Here is a 15,417-nt window from a genome sequence, read left to right as displayed (position 1 = left end):
GGGCCGGCGCGCCCGCTCCGTTGACGTCGGCGGGCGCGCGAGGCGCAGCGGCGTCGCGCGACGGCGCCCGGCGCGGGCTCGGCCGCGGTTATGTGCTCGGCCAGCGCATGATCTATCGCAGCCGCGCGGTGCGTGCGACGCTGTGTCCCGCCGACGCGAAGCAGGCGCACGATCTGCTGCCGGGCGCCTCGTTGCATGGCGAGATCTGCGCGTACGTGCGGCTTTATGTCGGCATCAAGGCCGACGTGCATCTGCGCATGACGATTCCGTCGACGCTTGCGCCGCGGCCCATGATCGGCACGCTGGGCGCCTCCGCTTCGCACCCCCCCCCGGCCCCGCGCCGCGGCTCGGCTGGACGACGGTTCTCCCGGCCAGCGACGAGCACCTCATTCATATCAACCTCGGCGTCTGCGAAGCCTTTCCGGCGTCCGGGCCGAATACCTGTCCGGGCTCACATCATGCGTGATCGACAAAGCGTCACGTTTATCCGTAACGCCGCCGCGGCGTGCGCAACCCCAGCCGTGCTCGCGTGCGCGACGCTGCTGTCGGCGTGCGGCGCATGGCAGAGCGTCGCCGACACGTCGGCGAACGCCTATCGCGCGGTGTTCTACAAGCAGGTGAAGTCAGTCGATATCGACCTGACCGCGCGCGCATCGCTGAACCCCGACGACGCTGGCCGCGCGACATCGGTCGCTGTACGCGTGCTTCAACTGAAGGACCGCAAGCTGTTCGACGGCGCATCGTACGAGGATCTGCTGAAGAACGATCGCACCGTGCTCGCGCAGGATCTGCAGGCGGCGAGCCTGGCGACCGTGTTGAACCCGGGCGCGTCGGCGAGCCTGTCGCAACCGCTGCGGCCCGATACGAAGTTCATCGCGGTGGTGGCGTTCTATCGCGAACCGGGAAATGACGGCGCATGGAAGCGTGTGATCGACAAGAAGCAGCTCGACCCGGACAAGCCGTTGAAGCTTGAACTCGCCGGTCAGAGTCTGCTGGTGGCGGGCGACGAAGTGCGCAACGGGTCGCGGTGACGGACAATTGCACGTCGAGCCCGCTTCCTGTTCCTGCCCAGCCGATCTCTCGCCACACGCCATGCCGGAGCCACTTTCCATGCGCAACATGCTTCTCGTCGTCGACGTGCAGCCGTCGTTCACGCCGCCCGACTGGCTCGTGACCGGCATTCGCGCGTTGGCGAAGCGGATGCCGTCGGTCGCGACGGTCGAGCGGCACGACGAAAGCCGCACACCATTCGAGCGACAGCTCGGCTGGCATCCGGCGCCCGACGACGCGAGCCTCGTCGCGGCCGATCGCGTGTTCATCAAATATGGGTACCTGCCGCCGCGCGAGATGATCGACTATCTGCTTGCCCAGCGGCCGGCGCGTGTTTTCGTGTGCGGCATGCAGACGGAAACCTGCGTGCTCGGCGCCGGCTATCTGTTGTTCGATGCGGGGCTCAGTCCGACACTCATCACCGATCTGACGGTCGGCTCGTCGCTCGACCGAAGCGGCGAGCTCGGTGCGCGACTGTGGCGCCATCATTTCCGTCAGCTGACAACAGTCGCTGATCTGGACACACCGTCGTAGCAGCGAGGCCGCGAGGCAGCGAGGGATGACCATTGTGCCGTCAGCCTCGCGGTGCGTTCGCCGTGGCTCGCTTGTCGCGCTGTTACGGCGAGGTGACTGCCCGGTGATTGCCCGCCCGTCGTCCGCCCGTCGTCCGCCCGTCGTCCGCCCGTCGTCCGCCCGTCGCCTACCCGTCGCCTACCCGTCGTCCGCCCATCGATCACGCGGCGCCCGGTCGGACCAGCGCGTCGCGTCGGTCAATGATGCGCGAACAGCCCACGTTGCCACGGCGCCAGGCTGCGGCGAGCGTCCGCTTGCGAGCTGCCGTCGCTGACACCGCCATACGATTGCTGCGCGTGGTCGGCATCGGCATGGTTAGCCGCAGTGGTCATCGCGGGCTCGGCTGCGTCTTGAGTGGCCTGCGGTACCGGCCGCGCATCGCTGACCGTCGGCCGGTAGAACGGCGCCGGCCCATAGTTGCTTGCAAAAGCCGGCGCGGCAACGGTCGCCAACGTGGCGGAAGCGGCGAGCAGGACGGCAAAAAGAGTGGTCTTCATAAGTAAGCTCCGGCTATTCGATAAAGGGGCAAGGGGTTTCGGTTTTGAACGGGTTAAAAACGCGCAGCGCCGCGCTCAAACCACGTTGATCGTCACGTCGATGTTGCCGCGTGTCGCCTTCGAGTACGGGCACAGTTGATGGGCGCCGTCGACGACCGCACGCGCGACTTCCGGCGCGAGGCCAGGCAGGCTCACGTTCAGCCGCGCTTGCAGGAAATAGTCGTTGCCGGTCGTGCCGAGATCGACTTCCGCGTCGACGACCAGATCCTTCGGCAGTACCACCTTCCGCGCGGCAGCCGCGCGATTCATCGCGCCGATAAAGCAGGCCGACCAGCCGGCCGCGAACAGTTGCTCCGGGTTCGTGCCGGTGCCGGTTCCGGGCGGGGAAAGCTGGATGTCGAGGTGGCCGTCCGAGCTGCGCGAGGCGCCGTTACGGCCGCCGGTCGTGTGCGTTTTACCCGTGTACAGCACGTTTTCAATGCGCGACATAGAAAAATTCCTTTTTGAAATAAGAGGTTATCTCGCGATTCCTGCATTTGTATCGTATGCGATTGAATCGGATGCGTGAATGATTGTCGATCGCCGCGACGAAGTCAAGCACTTTCGATTAAATCGCATCCGATGTATTATTCAGCCATGAGGCGGCTGCCCGATGAACGCCGCAGAGGGGCATAGAGATGAAGACTTCACGTACGAACGACGCAGGCGCCGAAGACAGGTCGCGCTCCCAACCGAAGACCGCTGCGGACCGGCGCGCCGAACCACGTGCGGACCATCGGGCCGAACCGCGGGCTGAACAGCGCGCTGAACGGCGAGCCGACCGCCGGGCCGATCGAAGCAACGCCGCAACCGACGCGTCGGACCCATCGACGCAACGTCTTGCCGACTACCTCTGCTTCGCCGTCTATTCGGCCAATCTGGCGTTCGGCCGCGCCTACCGGCCGATTCTCGACGAGCTCGGACTCACGTACACGCAATACATCACGATCATCGTGCTGTGGGAGATGGGCAATGTGACCGTCAGCGCGCTTGGCGAGAGACTGTTCCTCGAATCGAATACGCTGACGCCGATTCTGAAGAAGCTCGAGGCGATGGGCTATCTGCGCCGGCAACGCGATCCGTCGGACGAGCGTCAGGTACTCGTGAGCCTGACCGATGCCGGTCGCGATCTGCGTGAAAACGCGTTCGGCAGGAATCTGGTCGAAGCGACCGGATTGAACGCAGAGGAATTCAAGAAACTGCAGAAGGCGGTGACGACGTTGCGTGACAACCTGATCAGGCACACGCACGACGAATGATGCGGGGATAGCGCGCCCGCTTCATTGCAGCGCCGCCGCCGCGACCCCCGCCGCCACGCACAGCGCGACGATCGCAAGCGGTGGCGCATTCCAGCGCACGAGCAGCACGAAACCGAGCGCGGCGACCGCGAAGTCGACGGGCGTATGAACCGCGCTCGTCCAGACCGGCGAGTACAGCGCCATCGCAAGCAGCCCGACCACCGCGGCATTGACACCGGCGAGCAGCGCCGCCACGGCGGGCCGGGCGCGCAACGACTGCCACCACGGCAGCGCGGCAAGCACGAGCAGCATGCCGGGCAGAAAGATCGCGACCGTCGCAATGAGCGCGCCCATCCCGTGGTTGGGCGCGGACGCCGTCATCCAGCCGAGATAAGCGGCGAACGTGAAAAGCGGACCGGGCACGGCCTGCGCCGCGCCATAGCCGGCAAGAAAATCGTTCGACGCCACCCAGCCGGTGGCGACCGTCTGCTGTTGCAGGAGCGGCAGCACGACATGGCCGCCGCCGAACACGAGCGCGCCCGAGCGATAGAACGCGTCGAACAGTTTCAGCGCCTGGCTGTCGTGCGCACGCGAGAATGCGGGCAGCACAAACAATAGGACACAGAAGAGCAGCAGGGCGATCGAACCCGCCGCACGCGATATGCGCAGCCCCGCTTCAGGCACCGGTTGCGCGGATTGCGACCGATCCGGCGACGCCGACGAGGTGGGTGACGCGCTTGCCGAGGAAGTTGGCGGCGAAGTTGCCGATGATGTCGACGGCGCCTCGCGACACAGCGCAAACCCGAGCAGCGCACCCACCAGGATCGCAATGAGTTGCGCATACGCGCTGCCTCTTACCGCACCGACCCCACCCACCACGATCATCGCGCACAACGCAATCGCCGCGCGCCGGCGATCCGGACACAAACGCCGCGCCATATCCCAGACCGCCTGCGCGACGACGGCGACCGCGACCAGCTTCAGCCCATGCACGAGGCCATCGCCGGGGCCGCCCGAGAGATGCGGCGCAAGCCCGGCAAAAGCGAGCAGCAACAGCACCGAGGGCAAGGTGAAGCCGCACCACGCGGCCAGTGCGCCGAGCCATCCCGCGCGCAGCAGCCCGATCGAAAAGCCGACCTGGCTGCTCGTGGGTCCAGGCAGAAACTGACAGACGCCGACGAGATCCGAATAACGCTGCTCGTCGAGCCAATGGCGTCGCACGACGAACTCGCGACGAAAGTAGCCGAGATGAGCAATCGGTCCGCCGAAGCTCGTGAGCCCGAGCCGTAGAAATACCGCGAGCACTTCGAGTGCCGCGCGCAAGCGCGCGCGTGGCGCGGACGGGAGCGGGGAGGTGTCCATACGTCGATAGCCGGAACGGCAAGTTTCGTGATCGTGCCGTGCGCTAGACGGCGGGCACGCCATGATGCCCGAAACGCACGATGCGTGTCGGTTTGCCGGCATCAGGTATCGCGGGGAGCGCCTGTCACCTGAACGTACGGTCAGTATCGCTTGTCCGTGTGAATGCCGCGTGTCAGTCGTACAACTCACGATTCGTCGATCGACCGTCTTGCCTTGCATCACGCCCGATTCATCACCCGACCGCTCGCCTCATCCGTCACGCATCGCACGCGCGTCGCTACGCGCGAATATCAGCAAGCGTCGCGAATGTGCACCAGGGAAAGCACTCCAACATAAATGCACGCACCCGATGCGCGTCAATGTCCGCTGCGACGATGCCGCTTGCATGCATAACGAAACATTTGTCGGACGGTAAACCGAACCGGCACAAGCACTTGCGGAATAAAGACCGCTAATCGGTTATCCAGGAATGCTAAGCACAGACCTCCAGCACACCTATTTTTTTGAAATCGGCTGCCACAAGCGAGTCATTTTTCTCGACCACGCTTGGCCGTGTTTTACGCCGCCACTTCCCCACCCCTCAGGATGATTGACGAACATGACTTCAAATAGCCGTCGCGATTTCCTGCGTGCGGCTGCGCAAGCCGCCGGCGCAGCCACCGCTCTTGGAGCAGTCCCCGTCGGTATTCGCAACGCATTGGCGATCCCCGCGCACAACGCAAAAGGCACGATCGAGGACGTCGAGCACATCGTGGTGCTGATGCAGGAGAACCGTTCTTTCGATAACTACTTCGGCACGCTGCGGGGTGTGCGCGGCTTCGGCGACTCGCGGCCGATTCCGCTTGCCACCGGCAAGCCGGTGTTCTACCAGCCAGCGCCGAACGCGGACGGTTATGTGCTGCCGTATCGTCCGAATCTGCCGAACCTCGGCCTGCAGTTCGTGGTGGACCTCGATCACGGCTGGATCGGCACGCACGACGCATGGAACAACGGCCGCTACGATCAATGGGTGCCCGCGAAGACCTCGACGACGATGTTCTACATGACGCGCGAGGACATGCCGTTCCACTACAGCCTTGCCGATGCGTTCACGATTTGCGACGCATACCACTGCTCGGCCATGACGCCGACCGATCCGAACCGCTACTACATGTGGACCGGCTGGGTCGGCAACGACGGTAACGGCGGCGGCCCCGTGATCGACAACGCGGAAGCCGGCTACGCGTGGAGCACGTTTCCCGAGAAGCTGCAGGCGGCCGGCATTTCGTGGAAGGTCTATCAGGACATCGGCACCGGCCTCGATGCCGCGGGCTTCTGGGGCTGGACCGACAATCCGTTTATCGGCAATTTCGGCGACACGTCGCTGCTGTATTTCAACCAGTACCGCAATGCACAACCGGACAGCCCGCTTTATCAGGCGGCGCGCACGGGCACCAACGTAGCGCAAAGCGGCGGTTACTTCGACATCCTGCTTAACGACGTGAAGAACAACACGCTGCCGCAGGTATCGTACATCGTCGCGCCCGAGGCATTCTCCGAGCACGGCAACTGGCCGCCGAACTACGGTGCGTGGTATGTCGACCAGGTGCTGCAGGCGCTGACGTCGAACCCGGAAGTGTGGAGCAAGACCGTTCTCCTGATCACCTACGACGAGAACGATGGTCTCTTCGACCATATGCCGCCGCCGTATGCTTCGTCGACGCCGGACACGGGCCGCTCGACCGTCTCGACGGCGAACGAGTTCTATGCGGGCTCGGGCGACAATCAGCCCGGTCCGTACGGTCTCGGACCGCGCGTGCCGATGCTGGTCGTGTCGCCGTGGTCGAAGGGCGGTTATGTGTGCTCGGAAGTATTCGACCATACGTCGATCATCCGCTTCATCGAGAAGCGCTTCGGTCACCATCACGACCTGCACGAGCCGAACATCACGGCGTGGCGCCGTGCGGTCTGCGGCGACCTGACGTCGGCGTTCGACTTCCGCAATCCGAACCGCAATGTGCCGGCGCTGCCCGCCACGTCGTTTCCCGCCGACAGGAACCGTCACCCGGACGTCGTGCCGGCGGTGCCGGGCACGCAGTCGCTGCCGAAGCAGGAGCCCGGCGTGCGGCCCGCGCGTGCGCTCGACTATGAATTCTTCGTGCGCGGCGAGGCGGGCGGGCAGGGTAATGCGTTCCGCCTGCACATCACGAACACCGGCAAGCTCGGTGCGAACTTCCTCGTCTATTCCGGCAATGCGCAGGATCTGCCGCGCAGCTACACCGTCGAAGCGGGCAAGGATCTCGCCGATCAGCTGATGCTCGCGGCGAACGGCAGCTACGACTTCTCGGTGTTCGGGCCGAACGGTTTCCTGCGCCGCTTCGTCGGCAAGGTCGATTCGAGCGGACGTCACCCGAGCGGCAGTGTCGAGCTCAAGGATGGCTACGACGTTGCGAACGGCAACCTGCAACTGCGCCTGAAAAACGATGGCCACGAAGCGTGCACGTTCAAGATTTCGAGCGCGTACGACTCGCATACCAACGGTTCGCTGCATGTGCGCGGCAATGACGCGAATACCGTGATGGTCGACCTGCGCAAGTCGTTCGGCTGGTACGACCTGACGATCACGATCGACACCGACAGCAACGCGCAATGGCGGATTGCCGGCCATGTCGAGACCGGGCGCGACAGCGTGTCGGACCCGGCGCTCGGCAGCTAGGCACGGACGTATCGGCCGGCGCGCGGGGCGGTTTCACGGCGCGCCGGCCGATCGAGGGTTTCGAGGAGACAGCCATGTTGCGAGCGTCGATCAGGCCGTACGTACTTGCCATATTGATAGCGGGCGCGTTGTTAAGCGCTTGCAGTGATGGCGGCGATTCGACGGCCGCGCAGACCGGCGCGCCGGGCGCGACGGGCGCCGCGTCCGACAATACCGCCGCTAACAGCAGTAACAACAGCGGTGACAACAGCAATGACCGCAGCGACGGCGCCAACGGCACGCCGACGGGCCTTGCGCCTGCGCCATGGGCGATGTCCGCGCCGCAGCCGGCATCGGACGGCCTGCGGCCGCCCGTCATTCATACGGTCGATTAGCCCCCTGCGACGGTGCAGACCGTCTGCCGCGGTGCATTTGCCACCGTGCGCCTGCACATTTAACGCGCATTCGCTGTTCCGCCGATAGCGAAGCGTTCCGTTCGCGCGCCCATCGGGTCCAGTTCCCGTTGCGCATCCTCTCCGGCACTCGCGCCGTGGGGCGCGGCATCGCCATCCCGGCTCGTGCCTGCCTGCGCCAGCCCGTGCGCGCCCGCGTGTGCACGTGTGTGCGCGTGTGTCCGTCCGTGCGCTTCGGCCATAGCGGGTCATGAGCGAGCGATCCGCGGTTTGCCCGCGAGTGATCTGGAGCGGTGCCAGACCCCGCATGCACGTCACCGCGAAGATCGGATATCCGACTCCTGGAATATTCTCACCGCATCGATTGTTATGGAAACGACAACTCCCTTTTACCTTTGCCTCGCTTTAAGGAGCGGGCGATAGAAACGATACGGCGTTTGCTGTGCGCGGTGAGCCGCTGAAGCGAAAAGCGGGCCTTCCGGTCGCACAGGTATCCAGAGAGGGACGTTTCTCTATTTTGGAACCTTATGTTTCCTTTTTGGAAACCTGCGCGACATTCACGGGCTCACACGTGGCCGGTGTGAGCGGTATGCCGCTCGAAACGGCTCATCGACAAGGCCATCATGCATCTATGGGAACCATTGCAAAAATACTGATCGTCGAATGGGATACGTCGTGCGCCGAGATCTTGTGGAATGAGATCAGGCTCGCGGGCCATGAGCCGCTTGCGGCGTTTTCCGTCGAGCGGGCCGCGATGCTGATCGAGCAGGAGCATCCGCAGGCGATCCTGCTGCGATGGAAACTGCCTGACGCATCCGGCTTGTCGCTGATCAACGATTTGCGCACGCACGCGGCCACCAGCCGTATGCCGATCATCGTGCTCGGCGAGGAAGACGGAGGCGAAGAGGAATGCGTCCGCGCGCTCGACGCGGGCGCCGACGACTACGTCAAACGACCGTTCGGCATCCGCGAACTGATCGCGCGCGTGCAGGTCGTGCTGCGGCCGATCGAATACCGCGAAGTGCGCCGCCGCGTCGCGGTCGAGACGCTGACGATGGACTTCGATGCGCGCCGCGCGTTTGCGCGAACCGGGGAAGATCAACAGCAGGAAGTGGAACTGCAACTGGGCCCGACCTGCTACCGGCTGCTGCGCTTTTTCGTCGAGAACCCATACAAGGTGCTTTCGCGCAAGGACATTATCGAGAACGTCTGGTTCGGCTCGTCGGTCAAGGAAGGTATCGTCGACGTCTATATCAAGTCGCTACGGGAAACGCTCGATCCGCTGCAGAAGAGCCTTGTGATCGAGACCGTGCGCGGCGCCGGATTTCGCCTCGCGTCGGTGGTCGATATGACGCGCGCCCGCGCACTGCAGCAGGCGCAGGAACAGCCGCCGCAGGAACAGCAGCCGCTCGATTCGCCCGCCAGCGCGCCGCTCGCGCGGCCTGTGCCGCAACCGCGCAAACGCCCGACGGTGGCCGACGATCAGCCGCGCAACGGTGCGGGCGTGCCGGCCGGCGGCGCGTTGCGCAACCAGCCGGTGCTCGTCTCCGATATGAGCGCCGCGGTCGAAAAGATTCGTCATCTGCAGGCGCTGCTGCAACGAAAAACCGAGGAGAACCGGCTGCTGCGCGATGCGGCGGAGGGCGGCAGCGGCAAGCCGATGTCGTCGGGGGTGCTCGCTTCGGGTGAGCACAAAAACAAGAGATGATGATGAAATTGCGCTAACAAATTAAATACAGTCAATTACCGTTTATTTGAACGAGCGCGTCGTATTCGACATGCATTTGTCACGCAGCTATCAAGTTGGTGAATTACTATTCACCGGCTTGATTAAGAAATTGGCCCTTCCCTATAATGCGTGCATGACAGATACGACCGCCACAGCGCCATCCAGAAGCCGGGGCCGCCCTCGCGAATTCGATATCGACGCGGCGCTCGACAAGGCCGTAGCGGTGTTCTCTGAGCGCGGCTTTCATGCCACATCTATCGTCGATCTGACCGACGCGATGGAACTTGCGTCCGGCAGTGTCTATAAAGCGTTTAAAGACAAACAATCGGTTTTCGTCGCCGCGTTCGACCGCATGCAGGCCACGCGCGAAGAGTCGCTGCGGCGTGCCGTCGAACCTGGCTTGCCGCCGCGCGAGATCATTCATCGCGTGCTGATGTTCCATGCCGATGCATCGTCGGGGGCCGCCGGCAAGCGCGGCTGTCTGCTGGCCAGCAGCGCGATGGTGCTCGGCACGTTCGACGCCGAAATCGTGCAGCGCGTGAACGCGGGTTTTCGCAAAATCGAAACGCTGCTTGCTACGCTGATTCGTGCGGGGCAGAAAGACGGCTCGATATCGAAGCGTGTCGACGGCGAAGCGACGGCGCGGCTGATGCTGTGCGCCATGCAAGGAATGCGCGTGATCGGCAAGACCGGCCGGGCGCGCGCGCAGATGCGGCAGGCAGCCGACCTTGCGATGAAACTGCTCGATTGATACGGCGCCCGGCGTCCGTGGCCGATGTCCTTCAGCGGATGTCTTTCACCCGACGTTCACTGCAGCCACTTGCGCACGTCCTTTTCCCAATCGGGATCGCCACACCCGGACGGATTCTCCGGTCCCAGCACCGTGATATAGCCGCGCGTCTTCATACACGACTCGTACGCCCGCACCTGCGTGCAACGCCCTGTGCCCGCGTTGTGCGACACGGTCTTGCACTCGGCGATCGAGTGATCCATCGGACCGAAGTCGAGATCGTCCGCGCGCGAAAGCGAAGGCGAGTCGGCGCCCTTCAACGAAAATTCGACCGGCGTCGTGCTCGAGCAGGCGGCAAGCCAGAGGGCGGCCACCGCGGCAAGCGCGGCGCCGCTTCGTGCGAAAAACGAGCTTTTTGATTGCGTCATTGTGCGTTCTCCGGTTTCGATGGCGTGGGCCTCGGCTGTCAGGTCGTGGCCCAGGCTTTAAGACCGATGCGGGCCGGCTTGCGGTGAGGCGCGCCGACGCGCCACTGTACCAGCAGTCGGGCTTGCGCCGTTTGCGTACGAACAGGGCATCGTTACAAAACGCTTGGTATGCGTTTCGCGAAACGCTATGTTTTGTGCGGGCGCCGCCGCTTCGCCACACGGCGCGGGCGGCCGGGCGCATGATGGCTTGCGGTGCGATCGAACGAGCGGGGCGACGACCTGAATGGCCAGACGGTCGCGGGCATGCCTCGACGCAGGTTGCCGAAGAGCACATGCCCGCCGCGCGCGACATGCTGGCGACGAAGGGCCGCGCACCGTTTCCCGGCGAGCGGCCGCGCGGGCATATCGATGCTGGCGCGCGTTCGGGCCAGCTGACGATCGAAGCGGTCTGCGCGCGTGTCGCGCGGGCTGCCTGAACAATAGAGGAGACGCCTCATGAAAAAATTCATCAACCGCGTCGACGATTTCCTGGCCGAGAGCCTCGCCGGTTTCGCCGCGGCGCATGCGGACCTGGTCGAACTGAACACGGAACCCGTCTATGTGCGGCGCAAGCGCACGACACCCGGCAAAGTCGCGCTGATTTCCGGCGGCGGCTCGGGCCACGAACCGTTGCACAGCGGTTTCGTCGGTTACGGCATGCTCGATGCCGCGTGCCCCGGCCAGGTATTCACGTCGCCGACGCCGGACCAGATGATGGCGGCGGCCAAGGCCGTCGATACGGGCGCCGGCGTGCTGTTTATCGTGAAGAACTACTCCGGCGACCTGATGAACTTCGAGATGGCCGCGGAGATGCGCGATGCGCCGAACGCAACGGTGCTCGTCAACGACGACGTCGCGGTCGAGAATTCGAGTTATACGACGGGGCGTCGCGGCGTCGCGGGCACGGTGATCGTCGAAAAGCTTGTGGGCAGCTTCGCGGAAAGCGGTGCGAACCTCGAGCAATGCCGGGCGTTCGGCGAGCAAGTGGTGAAGCGGACCGCGTCGATGGGCGTGGCGTTTTCGAGCTGCACCGTGCCGGCCGCGGGCAAACCGACCTTTACGCTCGGCGACGACGAAATCGAAATCGGCGTCGGCATTCATGGCGAACCGGGCCGCCGTCGCGCGCGTATCGCGAGCGCCGATGCGATCGCCGACGAACTGCTGACGGCGATCGTCGACGCGTTGAAGCCGGCCGCAAGCACGCCGTTGCTCGTGCTTGTCAACGGTCTCGGCGCCACGCCGTTGAGCGAACTGTATCTGCTTTTCAATTCGGCCCATGCGTGGTTGCGCGGACGCGGCTTGAACATCGGGCGCGTGCAGGTGGGCTCGCTGACCACCTCGCTCGACATGGCCGGCGCGTCGCTCACGCTGGGCTCACTCGACGACGAGATGATGCGGCACTGGGACAGTCCGGTGCATACGCCGGCGTTGCGCTGGGGGAGGTGAGCGGTAAGGCGCGGTGGGAAGGCGCCTGGCGAATCGCGATGTTTCGCGCGCCGGACGCGTTACATTTGGTAAGCATTTCTTACCGGCGCGCGCCGCCGCCCACGCGATGCGTTGCATCACGCACGACCTGCACGGCATGGCGCGCCGCCCGCGCCAGGATAAGCGAAAATATCCAGTAACGATCCGGTAACTCATGCCGGGTCGGATTTCGTCTAACGTTGCTCTATTGAAACTACTTTGAAACTCGAACCGGTATGAGTACCCGAACCCGAACCATCACCGTTGCGCTGCCGGTTATTGCCATTGCACTCGCGCTGGGCGGCTGCGCCGTCGCGCCGCCCAGCGGCCCGAGTATCGTCGCGCTGCCGCGCAAGGGCGAACCGCTCGCGCAGTTCCAGCAGGACGATTACGCGTGCCGTGACTACGCGTTCCGCTCGAGCGACGCGCAAGGCGCTTCGCAAGGCGCGACGCAAAACAGCGTGAACAGCACCGCACTCGGCACGCTCGGCGGCGCCGCGGCGGGCGCATTGCTTGGCGCCGCGGCCGGCAACGCCGGTGTCGGCGCGGCGATCGGCGCGGGCAGCGGGTTGCTGCTCGGCAGCGCGGTTGGCGCGAACGGCGCGACGTACGCGGCCGGCGGCTTGCAGGCGCGCTACGATGCGGCCTACGCCCAATGCATGACGTCGAAGGGCAATACGATCGCCCAGCCGCAAGCGCCGGTCTACGCGCCGCAGCCGTACTACTATGCGCCGGCGCCGCGCTACTACGCGCCGCCCGTGATGTACGCGCCGTACCCGTACTACTAATGCACTAGCGGACGGCGGCGTAATGGGCCGTCGTCTAATCACAAACGGCGATTGGCAGATTTCCCGTAATTTTATTCAGCATGCCGTAGTCGCCTTTTGTTAAGAAATAAAACGCGGGTGCTATTACGCTGTTCGCCGTTTTCTTCGGTTAGATTGAAAACGCCCCAAATGCGGCGCGCCAGAAATACAGGAAAGTCTTCGACATATTTCCAGCGCCGGACCGGTGCTGGGAAACCCTCCGCCTCCCTCCGGACACGCCCGCCAGTGCTTGGGCACACCATTTCACGTAATAAAAACGTAAATTTTATCGAGTAAAGAAGAAAGTTTCCGTTAATGGAAAATTGCAACAGGTCGGCGGTATTGTTTCATTTGTCTCACCAAATGGCCGGGCGCGGCAACGAATGCCTTTAATGAGCAAGAAATTTGACGCAATTGGCATAGCGTGACCGTCGCTGTCTGTGTAAGCTCTTGCTGCGTCGTTCAATCTGGGAATAACGGCGCTTGTCCAAAGCGGAGCAATACGCATGAATGCGGTCTCGAATCCAGCTGTCTTACGCGCGCTCGTTACTCGGGTATGGTCGTTTGCTTATCGGGTTACCGAGGACGTCCCGCTTGCGGAAGCCATGGTGGCCAATGCCTGCAGCGCCGGCGCGGAAGCGGGCCGTACCGAAGCCGGTTGCACAGTGGGCGAACGCGAGACGCTCGTGCGCATGCTGGCCGCCGCGCATAGCGTGCTGCGTAGCGGCTCCGCTTATGAACGCTACGAACGCTCGCGCCGGGCGACGCGCAATTCGTCGTCGGGAGCCGGGCGTCGCCGCGTGCGCAGCGCGGACATCCATTCGAGAATTCTTGCGGAGTTCCGTTCGCTCGCGCCGCCCGAGCGGGCCGCGCTGCTGCTTGCCGAGGTCGAAGGATTGACTTACGAGGAATCGGCGGAGGTGCTGGGAGTGTCAGTCGATCGCGCGCGGCTCGCGCATGTCGCGGTGCGTCTGAAGCTCGGGCGCGCGTTCAATGAGCACGGCGCGAGGCCGCCGATGTCCGCATCGCGCTAGGCGCACTCAAAGACGCCGTTCGGTCATCGCGGCCGGCGGCCGAACTCCATTCCGCAATGATCCGCACCGCGCCGCGTGCCGTTCGCCGGCATGGCCGCGAGGCAGTCCACGCAACCGCCCCCCAGGCAGCGCCTCCGGCAACGCCTAGAGCAGCGCCGACGCGGTGGCTCCATCCGTAATCAGCACATGCGCGAGACCCGCGTGAATCGCGCCTTTGACGATGCCGATTTTTTGCGGGCCGCCGGCGGCAAGAATCAGACGCGGAATCGCGCGCAAGTCGTCGAGCGATGCATGGATGGTTCGCGGCACGAGCGGATGGTCGACCGCATTGCCGTCGACGTCGAGATAGTGGCCGCAGATATCGCCGGTCGCACCGGCGTCGCGCAACGACTGCCAGATTTCGCGCGAGATTACTTCGTACTCGAGCACCTTCGATTGTTCCGACAGATCGGTTGCGCTCAGCAACGCCATATCGACGTTGCGCGCCATCCCGAGCACGCTCTTCACCGGTTCGCTCTGAACGAGCGCATCGCGTAACGCGGCGGTTTCGGTGTAAAGCGGCGCGGTCATGTAGTAGCAGGTCGCATCGAGCATGCGCGCGAAGATCGCCGCATTGTCGTACGGATTGATGCGCGTGCTCTTGGCCAGACCGCCGCACATCAGCACGACGGTGTTGTCCATCCCCTGGCGGCGCAGAATGTTTTGTGCGGCCGCGTTGATCGTGCCGCCCCATGTGATGCCGAGCGATTCGCCTTGCCGTAGCCGCTCGGACACGTATTGCCCGGCCGCCGCGCCGATCACGGGACGCACATCCATGTCCTGTGCGGGCGTCGGTACGACGATCGCTTCGGCGAAACCGTACCGGGCAACGAGGTCGGCTTCGAGTTCGACATAAGCGCCGATCGGGCTATTGATCGTCGTCTGCACGAAGCCGCTCGTGCGTGCGTCGTTGAGCACACGGTTCACGCGCTTGCGCGTCAGGCCCATGCGCTGCGCGATCGCTTCCTGCGTCTGTCCTTCCTTGAAATACGCCCAGCAGATGCGCGCCATCAGTTGCGCGTCCGCGGCTTGCAAGTCGTCGCCGGAGGCGTCGTTCGCGTCGCGTTTCATTCGGTCTCCGGTCGGTCGCTCGCGTTGCTCGTTGCGCTCGGACGGCGCACAGGGCGGGTGGCGTTCATGCGGCTGCGGGGCCGCATCGTCGCGTGCGCAAGGTACCACCTTTCCCTTGAACGACACAATTGGGAAACATCCGTCACAAAAGAGTCATGGGACAGATGTACCTTTTGAGGCTCAAATGAGCCGCACGCCACCGGTCTCCTTACCTGGCCTGTTAGCTCGTCC

14 protein-coding genes and 3 pseudogenes are annotated in these 15,417 nt (G+C 64.1%); 12 read left to right on the top strand and 5 right to left on the bottom strand.

Annotated elements, in window-relative coordinates; all coding sequences use genetic code 11:
- The 3 genes and pseudogenes from ACYPXD_RS20880 to ACYPXD_RS20870 form a co-directional block, all read left to right on the top strand.
- Positions 1-466: pseudogene (locus ACYPXD_RS20880) on the top strand (type VI secretion system baseplate subunit TssG); the annotation flags it as partial.
- Positions 459-1,031, top strand: a complete 573-nt coding sequence (tssJ, locus tag ACYPXD_RS20875) for a type VI secretion system lipoprotein TssJ (RefSeq protein WP_459715335.1) — start codon at positions 459-461, stop codon at positions 1,029-1,031. The pseudogene ACYPXD_RS20880 and the gene tssJ, both read left to right, overlap by 8 nt.
- Before the next feature lie 79 nt (positions 1,032-1,110).
- Positions 1,111-1,584 (top strand): cysteine hydrolase family protein, encoded by a 474-nt coding sequence (locus ACYPXD_RS20870; protein WP_459715333.1) that lies wholly within the window; start codon positions 1,111-1,113, stop codon positions 1,582-1,584.
- Positions 1,585-1,820: 236 nt separating this feature from the next.
- Here the strand turns inward: ACYPXD_RS20870 and ACYPXD_RS20865 are convergent, their stop codons facing one another.
- Positions 1,821-2,120 (bottom strand): hypothetical protein, encoded by a 300-nt coding sequence (locus ACYPXD_RS20865; RefSeq protein WP_459715330.1) that lies wholly within the window; start codon positions 2,118-2,120, stop codon positions 1,821-1,823.
- Between the two features lie 75 nt (positions 2,121-2,195).
- Entirely contained in the window at positions 2,196-2,609 is a 414-nt protein-coding gene (locus ACYPXD_RS20860; RefSeq protein ID WP_459715328.1) for an organic hydroperoxide resistance protein, read from the bottom strand.
- Positions 2,610-2,983: 374 nt separating this feature from the next.
- On the opposite strand from ACYPXD_RS20860, the pseudogene ACYPXD_RS20855 reads away from it, so the two are divergent.
- Positions 2,984-3,418, top strand: a pseudogene (locus tag ACYPXD_RS20855) (MarR family winged helix-turn-helix transcriptional regulator); the annotation flags it as partial.
- Between the two features lie 21 nt (positions 3,419-3,439).
- Here ACYPXD_RS20855 and chrA read toward each other — a convergent pair.
- Positions 3,440-4,759, bottom strand: a complete 1,320-nt coding sequence (gene chrA, locus ACYPXD_RS20850; protein ID WP_459715325.1) for a chromate efflux transporter — start codon at positions 4,757-4,759, stop codon at positions 3,440-3,442.
- 598 nt (positions 4,760-5,357) lie between these two features.
- On the opposite strand from chrA, the gene ACYPXD_RS20845 reads away from it, so the two are divergent.
- The 4 genes from ACYPXD_RS20845 (at position 5,358) to ACYPXD_RS20830 (ending at position 10,326) form a co-directional block, all read left to right on the top strand.
- Entirely contained in the window at positions 5,358-7,454 is a 2,097-nt protein-coding gene (locus ACYPXD_RS20845) for a phosphocholine-specific phospholipase C (protein WP_459715322.1), read from the top strand.
- A 74-nt stretch (positions 7,455-7,528) separates the two neighbouring features.
- Positions 7,529-7,828, top strand: a complete 300-nt coding sequence (locus tag ACYPXD_RS20840; protein ID WP_459715319.1) for a hypothetical protein — start codon at positions 7,529-7,531, stop codon at positions 7,826-7,828.
- A gap of 649 nt (positions 7,829-8,477) precedes the next feature.
- Complete coding sequence (locus ACYPXD_RS20835) at positions 8,478-9,554, top strand: response regulator transcription factor (RefSeq protein ID WP_459715317.1); 1,077 nt, start codon at positions 8,478-8,480, stop codon at positions 9,552-9,554.
- Positions 9,555-9,708: 154 nt separating this feature from the next.
- Positions 9,709-10,326: a TetR/AcrR family transcriptional regulator gene (locus tag ACYPXD_RS20830; protein WP_459715315.1), complete on the top strand. Its 618-nt coding sequence runs from the start codon at positions 9,709-9,711 to the stop codon at positions 10,324-10,326.
- Between the two features lie 56 nt (positions 10,327-10,382).
- Here the strand turns inward: ACYPXD_RS20830 and ACYPXD_RS20825 are convergent, their stop codons facing one another.
- On the bottom strand, positions 10,383-10,733 hold the full coding sequence (locus ACYPXD_RS20825; RefSeq protein ID WP_459715313.1) for a hypothetical protein: 351 nt from the start codon (positions 10,731-10,733) through the stop codon (positions 10,383-10,385).
- 314 nt (positions 10,734-11,047) lie between these two features.
- Here ACYPXD_RS20825 and ACYPXD_RS20820 point away from each other — a divergent pair.
- The 4 genes and pseudogenes from ACYPXD_RS20820 to ACYPXD_RS20805 all read left to right on the top strand — a co-directional run.
- A pseudogene (locus tag ACYPXD_RS20820) lies at positions 11,048-11,209 on the top strand (DAK2 domain-containing protein); the annotation flags it as partial.
- Positions 11,210-11,228: 19 nt separating this feature from the next.
- Positions 11,229-12,218: a dihydroxyacetone kinase subunit DhaK gene (gene dhaK / locus ACYPXD_RS20815; RefSeq protein WP_459715311.1), complete on the top strand. Its 990-nt coding sequence runs from the start codon at positions 11,229-11,231 to the stop codon at positions 12,216-12,218.
- A 254-nt stretch (positions 12,219-12,472) separates the two neighbouring features.
- The gene (locus tag ACYPXD_RS20810; protein WP_459715308.1) at positions 12,473-13,024 is read left to right on the top strand and encodes a YMGG-like glycine zipper-containing protein; all 552 of its coding nucleotides are present in this window, start codon (positions 12,473-12,475) and stop codon (positions 13,022-13,024) included.
- Between the two features lie 524 nt (positions 13,025-13,548).
- Positions 13,549-14,076 carry an RNA polymerase sigma factor gene (locus ACYPXD_RS20805; RefSeq protein ID WP_459715306.1) on the top strand — a complete coding sequence of 176 codons (528 nt, stop codon included), beginning with the start codon at positions 13,549-13,551 and terminating at the stop codon, positions 14,074-14,076.
- 144 nt (positions 14,077-14,220) lie between these two features.
- On the opposite strand, the gene ACYPXD_RS20800 is transcribed toward ACYPXD_RS20805, so the two are convergent.
- Positions 14,221-15,186 (bottom strand): sugar-binding transcriptional regulator, encoded by a 966-nt coding sequence (locus ACYPXD_RS20800; RefSeq protein ID WP_459715304.1) that lies wholly within the window; start codon positions 15,184-15,186, stop codon positions 14,221-14,223.
- Between the last annotated feature and the right edge of the window lie 231 nt (positions 15,187-15,417).

Source organism: Paraburkholderia sp. 2C (genome assembly GCF_054589215.1).
The sequence above is the reverse complement of the archived record's forward strand: the minus strand, read 5'-3'. Positions and strand labels throughout refer to the sequence as shown.